This window comes from Kitasatospora sp. NPDC028055, assembly GCF_040637885.1.
Taxonomy (GTDB): Bacteria; Actinomycetota; Actinomycetes; order Streptomycetales; family Streptomycetaceae; genus Kitasatospora.
This window is the reverse complement of record NZ_JBEZXE010000005.1, coordinates 154,673-168,080: the sequence shown is the minus strand read 5'-3', so window position 1 is coordinate 168,080 and position 13,408 is coordinate 154,673. Positions and strand designations below refer to the sequence as shown.

Here is a 13,408-nt window from a genome sequence, read left to right as displayed (position 1 = left end):
GCGGTGCGGTCACGAGTCAGATCATGCCGCACCGCGCCGACGGACGGTGGTCTCAGTGCTCGTGCGGGCCGGCGCGGTGCACCGGGCCGTGGGCGTCGGCGCAGTGCTCGGCGGCCGAGTTGCCCGGGCCGGCGATCTGCAGCAGCGCGCCCGCCTCGTCCTCGCCGACGTGGTCGACCTGGAGGGTGCTGTGGGTGATGCCGTACTCCTTCGCCAGTCGGCGCTGCAGTTCGCGCCGCACGGCGTGGCAGTCGCCGCCGGGGGTCACCAGGATGTGCGCCGACAGGGCCGGCTGGTTGGAGGTGATCTCCCAGATGTGCAGGTCGTGGATCTCCTCGACCAGCGGCTCGGTGACCAGCCGGTCGGCCACCGCGTCCGGGTCGATCCCGGCCGGGGCGGCCTCCAGGAAGATCCGCCCGGAGTCCCGGACCAGCCCGATGCCCGCCTTGAGCATCAGCGCCACCACGATCAGCGAGGCGATCGCGTCGGCCCGGGCGAAGCCGGTGGTCAGCACGACCGCACCGGCCACGGCGGTGGCGATGAAGGCGTACAGGTCGGTGAGCACGTGCTGGAAGGCGCCCTCGACGTTCAGCGAACTGCGGTTGGCCTTGGACATGCACCAGGTGGCGGCCAGGTTGACCACGATCCCGATCAGCGCGGTGACCAGCACCAGCGAACCGGTGACCTCGGGCGGGCTGATCAGCCGGGTGATCGCCTCGTAGCCGAGCCAGGCGGAGAGGATCAGCAGGGTGACGCCGTTGGCCTGGGCGGAGAGGATCTCGGCGCGCTTGAGCCCGTAGGTGTAGCCGCCGCGGGCCGGGCGGGCGGAGAGCCGCATGGCGACCAGGGCGAGCACGATCGAGGCGGCGTCGGTGAGCATGTGCGCCGCGTCGGAGATCAGGGCCAGGGACTGGGCGGCGAAGCCGACCACGACCTCGCCGGCCATGAAGACGAGGATCAGGGTCAGGGCGCTGACCAGCCAGCGGCGATCGGCGTCGGCGGCGACGCCGTGCGAGTGGCCCCCGTGGCCGCCGTGCGAGTGGCCGCCGTGACCCCCGTGGCCGTGCGCGTGGCTGCCGTGACCCGTGTTTCCGTTGCCGTGGTCCTGCGGGTTCTGGTGGTCATGTGCATGATCATCGTGGGAATGCTCGTGCCCGGCCATCGAAGTCCTCTCTGGACGCACGGGTGGAGGTGACGGGGCGCGATCGCCCCGCACTCGAAGTGAACCGCAGAATCGACAAAGATCCAAAGGTTGTACTGGTGACCGTTGTCGTTGCCGCTCGGACGGCATCCGATCGCCGCTGCGCCGCCCGCCCCGAGCCCGGGTCGCCGGTGGCACCGGCCCTGGTCGGGGACGCCTACGAGACGGGGCCGGCCCGCGCCCTACTACCGCTTGGCGCAAGGGCGTTCATCGCCCTTTCAGGCGAGGGTGATCGCGTCCAGCGAGGCGGCCGTGGCGGCGCGGACGAGGGCCTGCATGAGGCGGAGGTCGGTGCCCTGTTCGGGGTGCCACTGGACGCCGACGGTGAAGCCGGGGCCCTCGACGGCCTCCACCGTGCCGTCCGGGGCGAGGGCGCTGACCCGCAGGCCGGTGCCGAGGCGGTCGACGGCCTGGTGGTGGAAGGTCGGCACCTCCAGCTCGGTCTCCGGCAGCAGCCCGCCGACCAGCGTGCCCGGCACCGGCCGTACCAGGTGGGCGCCGTAGCACCCCGGCGTGCCCGCGTGGACGTCCACGTCGAGGACGTCCGGCAGGTGCTGCACCAGCGTCCCGCCGCAGACCACGTTCAGCACCTGCATGCCCCGGCAGATCCCCAGCACCGGCATGCCCGCCGCCAGGGCGCCGCGCAGCAGGGCGACCTCCCAGACGTCGCGTTCCGGCGAGTCGACGTCCGTCAACGGGTGGGCGGGTTCCCCGTAGTACGCCGGGTCGATGTCCGGTCCGCCGGCGATGACGAGGGCGTCGAGCCGGGCCAGCGCCTCGGGGGCGCGCTCGGGGGCGTCGGGCGGGAGCAGGACGGCGATCCCGCCGGAGTCCTGCACGTAGGCGGTGTACCGCTCCGGCACCAGGGCGACGCGACGGCCGCGCCAGTCGCTCCAACTCGCGTCCACCAGGTAGGTGCTGACACCGATGAAAGGCCTGCGATCCATGGCGCGCATTCTCCCCCCGTACCGTCCGGTACTTCGTCAATCACGCACGTCGGCGCGCCACACCCGTCCGCCCTCTTCCGCCCCGTGAGCCGCAGGCCGTACGGTTCGCTGTGACCGCTTGATCTCGAAGAGTGATCGTGGAGGAGGAGGGTTTCGGCATGCCCGAGAACGCCATGCCCGAGAACGCCCCCGGGGGTTCGCGGCCCCGGCCGCCACTGACCCTGGACGAGCTGCGCGTCCTGGTGGACGCGGGCGAGGTGCACACCGTCGCGCTCGCCTTCACCGACATGCAGGGCCGGCTGCAGGGAAAACGGTTCGCCGCCCGCTTCTTCCTCGACGAGGTCGCGGAGCACGGCGCCGAGGCCTGCGACTACCTGCTCGCCGTGGACGTCGACCTGAACACGGTGGACGGCTACGCCTTCTCCTCCTGGGCCACCGGCTACGGCGACTTCGCGATGCGCCCCGACCTCGGCACCCTGCGGCTGACGCCCTGGCAGCCCGGCACCGCCCAGGTCACCGCCGACCTGGCCCGGCACGGCGGCCACCCGGTGGACGCCGCCCCGCGCCAACTGCTGCGCCGCCAGCTCGCCCGGCTCGCCGAGTACGGGCTGACCGCCGACATCGGCACCGAGCTGGAGTTCCTGGTCTTCCGCGACACCTACGAGCAGGCCTGGCTGGGCGGTTACCGCGGCCTCACCCCGGCGAACCTCTACAACGTGGACTACTCGATGCTGGGCACCGCCCGGGTCGAGCCGCTGCTCGCCCGGATCCGCAACGAGATGGCGGGCGCCGGGCTGACCGTCGAGTCCGCCAAGGGCGAGTGCAACCTCGGCCAGCACGAGATCGCGTTCCGCTACTCCGACGCCCTCACCACCTGCGACCAGCACAGCGTCTACAAGACCGGCGCCAAGGAGATCGCCGCCCAACAGGGCTGCGCGCTCACCTTCATGGCCAAGTACGACGAGCGCGAGGGCAACAGCTGCCACATCCACCTGTCGCTGCGCGACGCCGTCGGCGCCCCCGCCTTCGCCGACCGGGACGGCCGGATGACCGACACCATGCGGCACTTCCTGGCCGGACAGCTGGCCGCGCTGCGCGAGTTCAGCCTGCTGTACGCGCCGAACATCAACTCCTACAAGCGCTACCGCCCGGGCTCCTTCGCCCCGACCGCCGTCGCCTGGGGCCGGGACAACCGCACCTGCGCCTACCGGGTGGTCGGCCACGGCCCGGCCCTGCGGATGGAGAACCGGGTGCCCGGCGGCGACGTCAACCCGTACCTCGCGGTGGCCGGGATGATCGCGGCCGGACTGGACGGTCTGCAGCGCAAGCTCGACCTGCCCGCGCCCTGCCTGGGCAACGCCTACGGGGTGGAGGAGTACGCCCGGGTGCCCGGATCGCTGCGCGAGGCCGCCGACTTGTGGGCGGGCAGCGAACTGGCCCGGACGGCCTTCGGCGGCGACGTGGTCGAGCACTACCTGAACATGGCCCGGGTCGAGCAGGCCGCCTACGACGGGACCGTCACCGACTGGGAGCGCTACCGCTCCTTCGAACGGATGTGAGCCGTGACCGATTCGACGAGTGACGTCCGCAACCCCGCCACCGGCGAGCTGCTCGCCACCGTTGCGGACACCACCGCCGAGCAGCTGGACGCGGCGGTCCAGCGCGCGGTGAAGGCCCGGACGCGCTGCGCCACTTCACCGAGACCGAGAACGTCTTCATCCACACCGAGGAGTGACGGTCCATGACCGAGCAGGACGACATCGTCTGCCGCCGCCTGGTCGGCCGCACCGCCGTGGTCACCGGCGCGGGCAGCGGGATCGGCCTGGCCGCGGCCCGCCGGCTCGCCTCGGAGGGCGCCAAGGTGGTCTGCGCGGACCTGGACGAGGAGACCGGACGGGCCGCCGCCAAGGCGGTGGGCGGGCTGTTCGTGCACACCGACGTCACCGACCCGTACATGGTCGAGGCGCTGTTCGACGAGGCGTACGAGACCTACGGCAGCGTGGACGTCGCGTTCAACAACGCGGGCATCTCCCCGCCGGAGGACGACTCGATCCTGACCACCGGGCTGGACGCCTGGCGCAAGGTCCAGGAGGTCAACCTGACCTCGGTCTACCTGTGCTGCAAGGCCGCGCTGCCGTACATGCGCCGGCACGGTCGCGGCTCGATCATCAACACCGCCAGCTTCGTGGCCCGGATGGGCGCGGCCACCTCGCAGATCTCGTACACCGCCTCCAAGGGCGGGGTGCTGGCGATGTCCCGCGAGCTGGGCGTGCAGTTCGCCCGGGAGGGCATCCGGGTGAACGCGCTGTCGCCCGGGCCGGTGGACACCCCGCTGCTGCGCGAGCTGTTCGCCGCGGACCCGGAGCGGGCGGCCCGGCGACTGGTGCACATCCCGCTCGGCCGGTTCGCCCGGGCCGAGGAGATCGCGGCCGCGGTGGCCTTCCTGGCCAGCGACGACTCCTCGTTCATCACCGCGAGCGAGTTCCTGGTGGACGGCGGCATCTCCGGCGCGTACGTCACCCCGCTGTAGGCCCGCGCCCCGGCCCGCAGGGGCTTCTCACCGTAATCTCATCGAAAACCTCCGGAATTCCCGGTTGCGCTGATTTCGCGTTTATCCGGCTACCTTTAGATTCTTTGCTGTGAGCGAGCAGATTCCCGCCGGGTGGTACCCGGACCCGAAGAACACCGGCGACCCGAGACCGCAGCGCTGGTGGGACGGCAAGGGCTGGACGGCCGACACCCGGCCCGCACCCTCGGACGCCCCGCAGCCGGAGTCCCCGGCCGCCGCGGGCCCGGGGCCGGAGACGGCCGAACAGCCCAGGGTGCTGGAGGGCGAGGTCCTGGACAGCGGCCCGGCGGTCCGCTACCCGGAGCCGCCGCCCTTCGGTGCCGGCTACGGGGTGCCCGGCGAGGTGCCGCGCAAGCCGCGCCGCAAGCCGTCCAAGCTGGTGGTGGCCACCGTCGTGGCCGCCGTGCTCGGCCTGGGCGCCGGCTCGGGGATCACCTACCTGGCGATGGACGGCCACGACAACGGCCGGCCGCAGCGCAGCGCCGCCCGCAACCAGCCGGCCCCGAACGGTGACGGGTCGTTCGGCTTCCCCGGCTTCCCCGGCTTCGGCGGCGGGAGCGGCGGGAGTGGCGGGAGTGGTGGGAGTGGCGGGAGCGGGGGCAACGGCGGGAAGGGCAACCCCGGCGGCGGCAACGGCAGCGGGAAGTCCAAGCCGGGCGCCAACAAGGCGATCGACCTGGTGAACGGACTCACCCTGCCCACCCCCTCCGGCTGGCAGGCGGGCACCACCAACGACGGCTACGCCGCGCTCACCGTCGGTGCCTACACGTGCCCGGACGGCACCGACAACTGCACCCTCGGCGGGGTGAACACCGGCCGGATCAGTGGCGGCGGCACCGACGCCCAGGCGGCGGCGAAGGCCGACATCGACAAGGCCGTCAAGGAGTCCTACGGCGACGTCACCGGCCACCAGGAGCTCAAGTCCGAGGCCGTGAAGGTCAACGGGAAGGACGGCTACCTGGTCCGCTGGAAGGTGGACGCGGCCAAGGGCAACAGCGGCTACGTCCAGACGGTGGTCTTCCCGACCGCGGACGGCAAGGCGCTGGTCTCGGTGCACTTCGGCTTCGACATCGCCGACAAGGCACCGGACGTCGGCGTGATGGACACCATCGTGAAGGGCATCACCGACTTCAAGGGCAAGATCCCGGGTGTCCCCGGTCTGCCCGGCCTGCCGGGCGGCGGTTCCGGCACGGGCGGCGGTTCCGGCAGCGGCTCCGGCAGCAGCCCGGACGGCAGCCCCGACGGCTCCGGTACGGCCACCACCTGAGTCCCCCGCTCCTCACACCGCGACGGCCCGCCCGGGAGGAAGTCCTCCCCGGCGGGCCGTCGCCGTGCACCTCGGGCTGCAGGCGCGGGGGGGAGCCACGGAACCGGACCGGACGGGGGTGGGCCGGCCCGGCCCCGCGTCGTCCGGCGTCAGGAGTCGCGTCGAACAGCCTCGACGCGACGGCGCCGGAGTACCATGCCCGCCCAGCCGACCCCGAGCGCGGCGGCACCGGCGAGCAGCAGCGGACCGGTGGCGGAGGTGCCGCCCACGGCCGCCGAGGTGGTCGGGAGGGGCTGGCCGGCCGGGGCGTTCGGGTCCCCGCCGTGCCCGTGGTGGGCGACCGTGGACTTGGGGGCGTCGGCCGCGATCTGGGCGTCGCTGGGCGCGGCCGGGGCGGCGAACGAGGAGACGGCCGCAGCCCCGGCGGCGGTGCCGGACTTGCCGAAGTCGACGTCCGAGCAGCTGTAGAACGCCTCCGGGCTGTCGCTGCGCTGCCAGATCATGTAGAGCAGCTGGCGGCCGGTGCGCTGCGGCAGGGTGCCCGGGTAGGTGTAGTACCCGTTGGTGGCGGTCCGGTCGACCTGCACCTGGGCCACCGGGGTCGGGTCGAGGTCCGACCACTTGAGCGGCTTGGTCGGGTCGTAGCCCGGCTTGGTGATGTAGACGGTCTGGGTACCGAGGTGCGGCGCGGTGGTGCGGAACTGGAAGGTGAAGCTGCCCGCGCTGACCGGGGTGGCCGGCCAGTCGGTGCGGGGCCAGTCCAGGGCAGCGTACTTGTCGCGGTTGGCCGAGCAGAGCTTGCCGTCCGGGATCAGCGCCTGGTGGTTGCCGTTGGCGTTGGCGATGTTGACCTCGTTCCAGTCGTACAGCGGCTGGGTGCCGCTCGCGGCAACGAGGTCCTTGCAGACCTGGGACACCGGGTGCTCGGGCCCCTCGGCGTAGCAGGCGGCGATCCGGCTGACCGGCCCGGTCATGGTGCCGTGGGCACCGGCGGTGCCGGCGGTGGTCGCGGCCACCGCGAGGACCGCGGCGCCGACCACGCCGACGGACAGGGCACTTCGCTTGATGGACATGGGGTGGGGACTCCTTGGCCGTCGTTCCGGGCGGGTGTGGGGGAGCGGACACGCCTGCCCGTCCGGGGGCCGCCGGCCCGGATCGCGGCCCTCGGCCAGAGCGTAGGATTGGTCTGGACCATAAGGCAATAGCCAGGCGTGATGCGGTTGTTGACTGACCGTAGGCTCCCGAGCAGCGCAAAGGCCCGATGGGACACCGGGGTTAGGTGTTCCATCGGGCCCGCTTAAGGCTGGGGAAAGGTCAGTTCTGCACCTTGTTGATCTTGCCGGCCTGGATCACGTTTCCGTTGCTGCCGCCGCTGACCGTGTTGTAGATGTACGTCGATCCGGGCTCCTGCCGGGGGGTGAACTCCGCCAGGATCTCCCGGAGTTCCTCCGCCGCCTCCGGGTGCTCGCGGAACAGCCGGCGCAGCCGGGTGCGCAGTACGGCCGTCTGGTCCGCCAGGGCGTCCTCGTCGTCGCCGGCCTCCACCACCTCGGCCCGGATCACTTCCAGCTCGGCGCTCGTCGCCTCGTCCTCCTCGCCGCGCCCGAACATCCGGGAGACCCGCGAACTGACCTGCTGCCAGGCCGCGGTGGCCATCAGCCCGGCCAGTGAAGAGGCGCCCGACGTCACCATCTGCTGGACGATCTCGGCTTCCATGCTGCTCCCTCGTCGTTCTTCGTGTCGGCACCACGGTAGGGCAGGGCCGGACGAACCGTCAGAGGAACGTCTTCCCCTCGCCCCGGTAGGTGGGGACGGTGCGGACGATCCGGTCCCCCTCGATCAGGTGCAGTTCGGCGAAGCGCTCGCACAGCTCGCCCGCCTTGGCGTGCCGGAACCAGACCCGGTCGCCGATCAGCAGGTCGTCGGCGGCCGGGCCGATCAGCGGGGTCTGCACCTCGCCGGCGCCCTCCATCGGGTCGTACTGCAGGCCCAACGGCAGGTACGGCACGGGGGCGCGGTCCGGTCCGATCGGGCCGGAGGCCGGGTAGCCGCCCCCGAGCACCGTGACCACCCCGACGCCGGGGCGGCGCACCACGGGCTGGCCGAACAGGGCGGCCGGGCGGCCCCGGAAGGCGCGGTAGTTGTCGAACAGCTGCGGCTGGTAGAGCCCCGAGCCGGCGGCGACCTCGGTGACGGCCCGCTCGGCGGCGGTGGACTCCACGCTGCCGGTGCCGCCGCCGTTGACGAACTCCAGCTCGGTGACCTGCCGCAGCCGCCGCACCACGGCCGCGCGCCGCTCGGCCAGTTCGGTCCGGGCCCGGCTCTGCATCAGCCGGACCACCTGCGAGCGCACCGGCCGCCCGGGCACCCGGTCCCCCACCCCGGCCACGTGCCCCTCGTACGCCATCAGGCCGACCACCCGGAACCCGGGCCGGCGCTGGACGAGTTCGGCGAAGGTGCCGAGCTCCTCCGGGGTGCGCAGCGGTGAGCGCCGGGCGCCGACCCGGACCCGGCCGCCGAACAGGTGCAGCGCGGTGTCCAGTTCCAGGCAGACCCGGACCTCGGCGTCGCCGGTGCGGGCCTTGTCGATGAGGTCCAGCTGGGCCGGGTCGTCCAGGACGACGGTGACCCGTTCGGCCAGGTCCTGGTCGCCGGTCAGTTCGGCGTAGCCGGCGCGGTCGGTGGAGGGGTAGGCGAGCAGGACGTCGCGCACGCCGGTGCGGGCCAGCCAGAGCGACTCGTCCAGGGTGAAGGTCATCACCCCGGCGAAGCCGTCCACGGCCAAGGCCCGGTCCAGCAGGGCCCGGCAGCGCAGGGACTTGCTGGCGAGCCGGATCGGCTTGCCGCCCGCCCGGCGCACCAGGTCGGCGGCGTTGGCGTCGAAGGCGGCGAGGTCCACGACGGCCACCGGCCCGTCCAGATGGGCGGTGGCCCGGTCGTAGCGGTGCCGGTCCGTGACAGGGGTACGCGCAACGAGGATGGGCATGGGCGCAGGGTGCCACAGCGCGCTACCGGTGGGTAGAGGCTGTGTGCACGGAAATGTAGAGGGCCTGGGCACGGAAATGCGGGCGGTGCGGGCCGGTGGCATAGGGTCGGCCGGGTGGACCGCAAAGACTTCTCCAACCCGGCGTTCGTCGGCAAGAGCATCCCGAATCCCGGCTTCTCCGACGACGACGGCACGGCGGACCCAGCCCTGACCGCGGCCCTGGCCCGCTGGTCGCAGGACCGTACGGCCGAGCCCGAGGTGCTGGCGGCGCTGACCCCGACCCGGCTGATGGTCCCGATCGTGGCCGTCCTGGGCGAGGTCGAGGTGGACGAGCACGGGCACAAGCACGACAAGTCCAGCGACATGGCCGTCCCGGTGCTGGAGGCCCCGGACGGGCGCCGCGCGCTGCCCGCCTTCACCTCGCTGGAGGCGCTCACCCGCTGGCGGGCCGACGCCCGCCCGGCGCCGACCGCGGCCCCGCAGGCGGCGATGGTCGCCTTCTCCGAGCGCGCCGACACCCTGCTGGTCGACCCGGCCGGGCCGGTGCCGTTCCTGCTGTCCGGCGCCCGGCTGCGGGCGCTGGCCGAGAACCGGCCGTACCTGCCCCCGGCCCGGGACCCGGACGTGCGGGAGGCGGTCCGGGCGCTGCTGGCGGCCGAGCCGCAGGTGGTCAGCGGGCTGCTGGCGCCTTCGGAGGACTCGGACGGGGTGCTCGCGGTGGTGTTCGACCCGGCGCTGGACCAGGCGGGGCTGCAGGAAGCCGCGAAGCGGGTCGGCCGGGCGGTGGCCGGGGACCCGGTCCTGCGGGTGCGGCTGGACCGGGGGCTGGACCTCGCGGTGCTGCCGGCGAGTGCCGAGCTGCCGGGGGAGCCGCTGTACCAGCGGTAGACACGACGAAGGGCCGTCACATACGAAATTTCGTAGGTGACGGCCCCGGCCGGATCCGTCTCAGCTGTAGACCGGCCCGGTGAACTTCTCGCCCGGCCCGGTGCCCGGCGCGTCCGGCACCAGCGAGGCCTCGCGGAAGGCCAGCTGGAGCGAGCGCAGCCCGTCGCGCAGCGGGGCCGCGTGGAAGTTGCTGATCTCCGGGGCGCCGGCGGTGACCAGCCCGGCGAGCGCGGTGATCAGCTTGCGGGCCTCGTCCAGGTCCTTGTCCTTCTCGCCGCCCTCGGCCAGACCGCACTTGACCGCGGCCGCGCTCATCAGGTGCACCGCGACGGTGGTGATCACCTCGACCGCCGGGACCTCGGCGATGTCGCGGGTGAGGTCGTCGAAGCCGATCGCGTCGTCGTCCGTGCCGGGGGTCTGGGTGGGCTCGCTGCTCAAGGGGGGCTCGTTCCGTCGTGCGGTGTGGGTACAGGTGGAGCGTACAAGGGGGGCCGGAACGCGCGGGGAGGGCCCGGGAGGCCCCGGGTGGGCAGTGCGCCGCGCCGGAGTCCGGCGGAACCGGGGCGGAATAGCGTTCGACAGCGCGACGCTGTAAGCTTCGAGACTGACCGGCCGGGATCCCGCATGGGCGCCTGGCCAGCAAGTGGAGGCTCCACTCAGGAGGCCCGAGAGGGCAACCGCGAAAGTCTCCCACCTGGTCGACCTCGCGGTCGACGGGTCCCGGTCCGCGACGGGCGCCGAGGCGCCGAGTCGCCCGCAGCGTCCCTCACCGGACGCAGCCCCCGGTTGTGTGGAGCCCCGCTTGTACCGAGCGGGGCTTTTTTCGTGTCGCGGTGCACGCGGTGCCGAGAGGCATCGGGCAGCGCAGCACGAATGAAGCCCCGCCCAGTGGTCGAGTCCACTACGTGCGACCGCCGTCCGACGGCCGCATCGCAGAAGGTGCAACCGAGGAGGCCCCATCAGCACCGAGCCCCGCATCAACGACCGGATTCGCGTTCCGGAGGTGCGACTCGTCGGTCCCAGCGGCGAGCAGGTCGGCATCGTGCCGCTTGCCAAGGCGCTGGAGCTTGCGCAGGAGTACGACCTCGACCTGGTCGAGGTCGCGGCGACCGCCCGGCCGCCGGTGTGCAAGCTCATGGACTACGGCAAGTTCAAGTACGAGTCGGCCATGAAGGCCCGTGAGGCGCGCAAGAACCAGGCGCACACGGTCATCAAGGAGATGAAGCTCCGGCCGAAGATCGACCCGCACGACTATGACACCAAGAAGGGTCACGTCGTCCGGTTCCTCAAGCAGGGCGACAAGGTCAAGATCACGATCATGTTCCGTGGTCGTGAGCAGTCCCGCCCCGAGCTGGGCTTCCGTCTGCTGCAGCGGCTCGCCGACGACGTCCAGGACCTGGGCTTCGTCGAGTCCTCGCCGAAGCAGGACGGCCGGAACATGATCATGGTTCTTGGCCCGCACAAGAAGAAGACCGAGGCGATGGCCGAGGCCCGCGCCCTCGCGGACGCCCGCAAGGCCGAGCGACTGGGCCGGACCCCCGGCTCCGACGCCGCCGCGGACGACGACGCGGTGGCCGAGGACCTGGCCGCCGAGGACCAGGTGGCCGACGACGCCGTGACCGAGGCGCAGGACGCCCCGGCCGAGGCGCCGGCCGCCGAGGCCGAGGCCCCGGTCGAGCAGCCGGCCGCTTCCCAGGGCGCCTGAGCCGCAAGGCTCACGGAGGTCCGGGGGTCGGCCCCCAGGGTGACAGGGCGTCCCGCCCGGTCACCACAGATCCATCCAGTTCACGCCCGCGCGGCGCAGGTCGCGCGGGCGTGGACGGGACTGACGAGGAGATACGGCGAAATGCCGAAGCAGAAGACGCACAGTGGCGCCAGCAAGCGCTTCAAGATCAGTGGCTCTGGCAAGGTGCTGCGCGAGCGCGCCGGCCGCCGCCACCTCCTGGAGCACAAGCCCTCGACGCTGACCCGCAAGCTGGCCGGGACCGTCGAGCTGGCCCCCGCTGACGCCAAGAAGATCAAGAAGCTTCTCGGCAAGTGATCGCCCTCCCGCCCGGTGCGAGCCGTGCGGGGCAGCTGATCCTTCCCGACCCATTCGAATGACGGACCACGTGAAGTAGTCCGTGGTCCAACCCAAGGAGTAATCAAGTGGCACGCGTCAAGCGGGCAGTCAACGCCCACAAGAAGCGCCGGGTCATCCTGGAGCGCGCCAGCGGCTACCGTGGCCAGCGCTCGCGCCTGTACCGCAAGGCCAAGGAGCAGGTCACCCACTCGCTGGTCTACAACTTCAACGACCGCAAGAAGCGCAAGGGCGACTTCCGTCAGCTGTGGATCCAGCGCATCAACGCTGCGGCCCGTGCCAACGGCATCACCTACAACCGCTTCGTGCAGGGCCTGAAGGCCGCCAGCGTCGAGATCGACCGCAAGATGCTGGCCGACCTGGCCGTCAACGACCCGGGTGCGTTCGCCTCCCTGGTCGAGGTCGCCCAGAAGGCGCTGCCGGCCGACGTGAACGCCCCGAAGGCCGCCGCCGACGCCGCCTGATCTTCCGAGATCGGTTGAGCTCTGACCGGACCCGCAGGCTCTCCTGCGGGTCCGGTTCTGCGTTCCCCCCTCAACAAGCCTCCGTCAGCCGCCAGCGCCTCCAGAGAACGAGACCATGTCGAGCACCGAGACCCCCCTGCTCACCTCCCTGCGCTCGCCGCGGGTCGTCGCCGCCCGCCGGCTCGCCAAGCGGAACCAGCGCACCAAGGAGCGCCGCTTCCTGGCCGAGGGCCCGCAGGCCGTCCGGGAGGCCGTCGCGTTCGGCCGGCTGCCGGGGACGGACGAGCGCGCCGTGGTCGAGGTGTACGTGGGGCTGGAGGCCGCCGAGCGGCACGCGGACATCGTCGAGGCGGCCCTGGCCGAGGGGGTGCCGGTGCTGACCGCCACCGACGAGGTGATCGCCGACATCTGCGACACGGTGACCCCGCAGGGGATCGTGGCGCTCTGCCGCTTCATCGACACCCCGTTCGCCGAGGTCCTGGCGGCCCGGCCGAAGCTGGTGGCGATCCTCGCCCATGTGCGCGACCCCGGGAACGCCGGGACGGTGCTGCGCACCGCCGACGCGGCCGGCGCGGACGCCGTGGTGCTCACCGACGCCTCGGTGGACCTGTACAACCCCAAGGCCGTCCGGGCCTCCGTCGGCAGCCTGTTCCACCTGCCGGTGGCGGTCGGCGTGCCGGTCGAGGAGGCGGTCGGGCAGCTGCGCGCGGCCGGGGTGCGGGTGCTCGCCGCGGACGGCGCGGGGGAGCGCGACCTGGACAGGGAGCTGGACGAGGGCACCCTGGGCGCGCCCGGCGCGTGGGTGTTCGGCAACGAGGCGTGGGGGCTCCCGGAGGAGACCCGCGCGCTCGCCGACGAGGTCGTGCGCGTCCCGATCCACGGGCACGCCGAGAGCCTCAACCTGGCCACCGCCGCGGCCGTCTGCCTGTACGCCTCGGCCCGGGCCCAGCGGTCGCCCGGCGGCTGCCGCTCCAACGGCTGACACACGCCCGGGCGCGCGGCGTTC

15 protein-coding genes are annotated in these 13,408 nt (G+C 72.6%); 9 read left to right on the top strand and 6 right to left on the bottom strand.

Annotated elements, in window-relative coordinates; genetic code table 11:
• Nucleotides 1-52 precede the first annotated feature (52 nt).
• On the bottom strand, nucleotides 53-1,162 hold the full coding sequence (locus AB0F71_RS09360; RefSeq protein ID WP_360230242.1) for a cation diffusion facilitator family transporter: 1,110 nt from the start codon (nucleotides 1,160-1,162) through the stop codon (nucleotides 53-55).
• A gap of 257 nt (nucleotides 1,163-1,419) precedes the next feature.
• Entirely contained in the window at nucleotides 1,420-2,148 is a 729-nt protein-coding gene (locus AB0F71_RS09355) for a gamma-glutamyl-gamma-aminobutyrate hydrolase family protein (protein WP_360230240.1), read from the bottom strand.
• A gap of 158 nt (nucleotides 2,149-2,306) precedes the next feature.
• Here AB0F71_RS09355 and AB0F71_RS09350 point away from each other — a divergent pair, with 158 nt between their 5' ends.
• From AB0F71_RS09350 to AB0F71_RS09335, 4 genes are all read left to right on the top strand, one after another.
• On the top strand, nucleotides 2,307-3,707 hold the full coding sequence (locus AB0F71_RS09350; protein ID WP_360230238.1) for a glutamine synthetase family protein: 1,401 nt from the start codon (nucleotides 2,307-2,309) through the stop codon (nucleotides 3,705-3,707).
• A 3-nt stretch (nucleotides 3,708-3,710) separates the two neighbouring features.
• The gene (locus AB0F71_RS09345; RefSeq protein ID WP_360230236.1) at nucleotides 3,711-3,893 is read left to right on the top strand and encodes an aldehyde dehydrogenase family protein; all 183 of its coding nucleotides are present in this window, start codon (nucleotides 3,711-3,713) and stop codon (nucleotides 3,891-3,893) included.
• Complete coding sequence (locus tag AB0F71_RS09340; protein ID WP_360230234.1) at nucleotides 3,890-4,678, top strand: 3-oxoacyl-ACP reductase; 789 nt, start codon at nucleotides 3,890-3,892, stop codon at nucleotides 4,676-4,678. Before AB0F71_RS09345 ends, AB0F71_RS09340 begins: the two co-directional genes overlap by 4 nt.
• Nucleotides 4,679-4,787: 109 nt before the next feature.
• Nucleotides 4,788-5,984, top strand: a complete 1,197-nt coding sequence (locus AB0F71_RS09335; RefSeq protein ID WP_360230232.1) for a DUF2510 domain-containing protein — start codon at nucleotides 4,788-4,790, stop codon at nucleotides 5,982-5,984.
• A gap of 149 nt (nucleotides 5,985-6,133) precedes the next feature.
• On the opposite strand, the gene AB0F71_RS09330 is transcribed toward AB0F71_RS09335, so the two are convergent.
• From AB0F71_RS09330 to AB0F71_RS09320, 3 genes are all read right to left on the bottom strand, one after another.
• Nucleotides 6,134-7,057 carry a lytic polysaccharide monooxygenase gene (locus AB0F71_RS09330; RefSeq protein ID WP_360230230.1) on the bottom strand — a complete coding sequence of 308 codons (924 nt, stop codon included), beginning with the start codon at nucleotides 7,055-7,057 and terminating at the stop codon, nucleotides 6,134-6,136.
• Nucleotides 7,058-7,298: 241 nt separating this feature from the next.
• Nucleotides 7,299-7,700, bottom strand: a complete 402-nt coding sequence (locus AB0F71_RS09325; protein ID WP_360230228.1) for a hypothetical protein — start codon at nucleotides 7,698-7,700, stop codon at nucleotides 7,299-7,301.
• 58 nt (nucleotides 7,701-7,758) lie between these two features.
• Nucleotides 7,759-8,970: an alanine racemase gene (locus AB0F71_RS09320; RefSeq protein ID WP_360230226.1), complete on the bottom strand. Its 1,212-nt coding sequence runs from the start codon at nucleotides 8,968-8,970 to the stop codon at nucleotides 7,759-7,761.
• A gap of 114 nt (nucleotides 8,971-9,084) precedes the next feature.
• On the opposite strand from AB0F71_RS09320, the gene AB0F71_RS09315 reads away from it, so the two are divergent.
• Nucleotides 9,085-9,858, top strand: a complete 774-nt coding sequence (locus AB0F71_RS09315; protein WP_360230224.1) for an SseB family protein — start codon at nucleotides 9,085-9,087, stop codon at nucleotides 9,856-9,858.
• A 60-nt stretch (nucleotides 9,859-9,918) separates the two neighbouring features.
• Here the strand turns inward: AB0F71_RS09315 and AB0F71_RS09310 are convergent, their stop codons facing one another.
• Nucleotides 9,919-10,296 (bottom strand): DUF1844 domain-containing protein, encoded by a 378-nt coding sequence (locus AB0F71_RS09310; protein WP_360230223.1) that lies wholly within the window; start codon nucleotides 10,294-10,296, stop codon nucleotides 9,919-9,921.
• A 520-nt stretch (nucleotides 10,297-10,816) separates the two neighbouring features.
• Here AB0F71_RS09310 and infC point away from each other — a divergent pair.
• The 4 genes from infC (at nucleotide 10,817) to AB0F71_RS09290 (ending at nucleotide 13,384) form a co-directional block, all read left to right on the top strand.
• Nucleotides 10,817-11,563 carry a translation initiation factor IF-3 gene (gene infC / locus AB0F71_RS09305; protein WP_360230381.1) on the top strand — a complete coding sequence of 249 codons (747 nt, stop codon included), beginning with the start codon at nucleotides 10,817-10,819 and terminating at the stop codon, nucleotides 11,561-11,563.
• Nucleotides 11,564-11,704: 141 nt separating this feature from the next.
• Nucleotides 11,705-11,899, top strand: coding sequence for a 50S ribosomal protein L35 (rpmI, locus tag AB0F71_RS09300; RefSeq protein ID WP_030055648.1), 195 nt, complete (start codon nucleotides 11,705-11,707; stop codon nucleotides 11,897-11,899).
• A gap of 107 nt (nucleotides 11,900-12,006) precedes the next feature.
• The gene (gene rplT, locus AB0F71_RS09295) at nucleotides 12,007-12,402 is read left to right on the top strand and encodes a 50S ribosomal protein L20 (protein WP_030055649.1); all 396 of its coding nucleotides are present in this window, start codon (nucleotides 12,007-12,009) and stop codon (nucleotides 12,400-12,402) included.
• 115 nt (nucleotides 12,403-12,517) lie between these two features.
• On the top strand, nucleotides 12,518-13,384 hold the full coding sequence (locus AB0F71_RS09290; RefSeq protein ID WP_360230221.1) for an RNA methyltransferase: 867 nt from the start codon (nucleotides 12,518-12,520) through the stop codon (nucleotides 13,382-13,384).
• Nucleotides 13,385-13,408: the final 24 nt, after the last annotated feature.

Excerpts from the sequence above, each read along its gene's own strand:
- AB0F71_RS09360 (WP_360230242.1), bottom strand. The coding sequence starts at position 1,162 with ATGGCCGGGCACGAGCATTCCCACGATGATCATGCACATGACCACCAG.
- AB0F71_RS09355 (WP_360230240.1), bottom strand. The coding sequence starts at position 2,148 with ATGGATCGCAGGCCTTTCATCGGTGTCAGCACCTACCTGGTGGACGCG.
- AB0F71_RS09350 (WP_360230238.1), top strand. The coding sequence starts at position 2,307 with ATGCCCGAGAACGCCATGCCCGAGAACGCCCCCGGGGGTTCGCGGCCC.
- AB0F71_RS09340 (WP_360230234.1), top strand. The coding sequence starts at position 3,890 with ATGACCGAGCAGGACGACATCGTCTGCCGCCGCCTGGTCGGCCGCACC.
- AB0F71_RS09330 (WP_360230230.1), bottom strand. The coding sequence starts at position 7,057 with ATGTCCATCAAGCGAAGTGCCCTGTCCGTCGGCGTGGTCGGCGCCGCG.
- AB0F71_RS09325 (WP_360230228.1), bottom strand. The coding sequence starts at position 7,700 with ATGGAAGCCGAGATCGTCCAGCAGATGGTGACGTCGGGCGCCTCTTCA.
- AB0F71_RS09320 (WP_360230226.1), bottom strand. The coding sequence starts at position 8,970 with ATGCCCATCCTCGTTGCGCGTACCCCTGTCACGGACCGGCACCGCTAC.
- rpmI (WP_030055648.1), top strand. The coding sequence starts at position 11,705 with ATGCCGAAGCAGAAGACGCACAGTGGCGCCAGCAAGCGCTTCAAGATC.
- AB0F71_RS09290 (WP_360230221.1), top strand. The coding sequence starts at position 12,518 with ATGTCGAGCACCGAGACCCCCCTGCTCACCTCCCTGCGCTCGCCGCGG.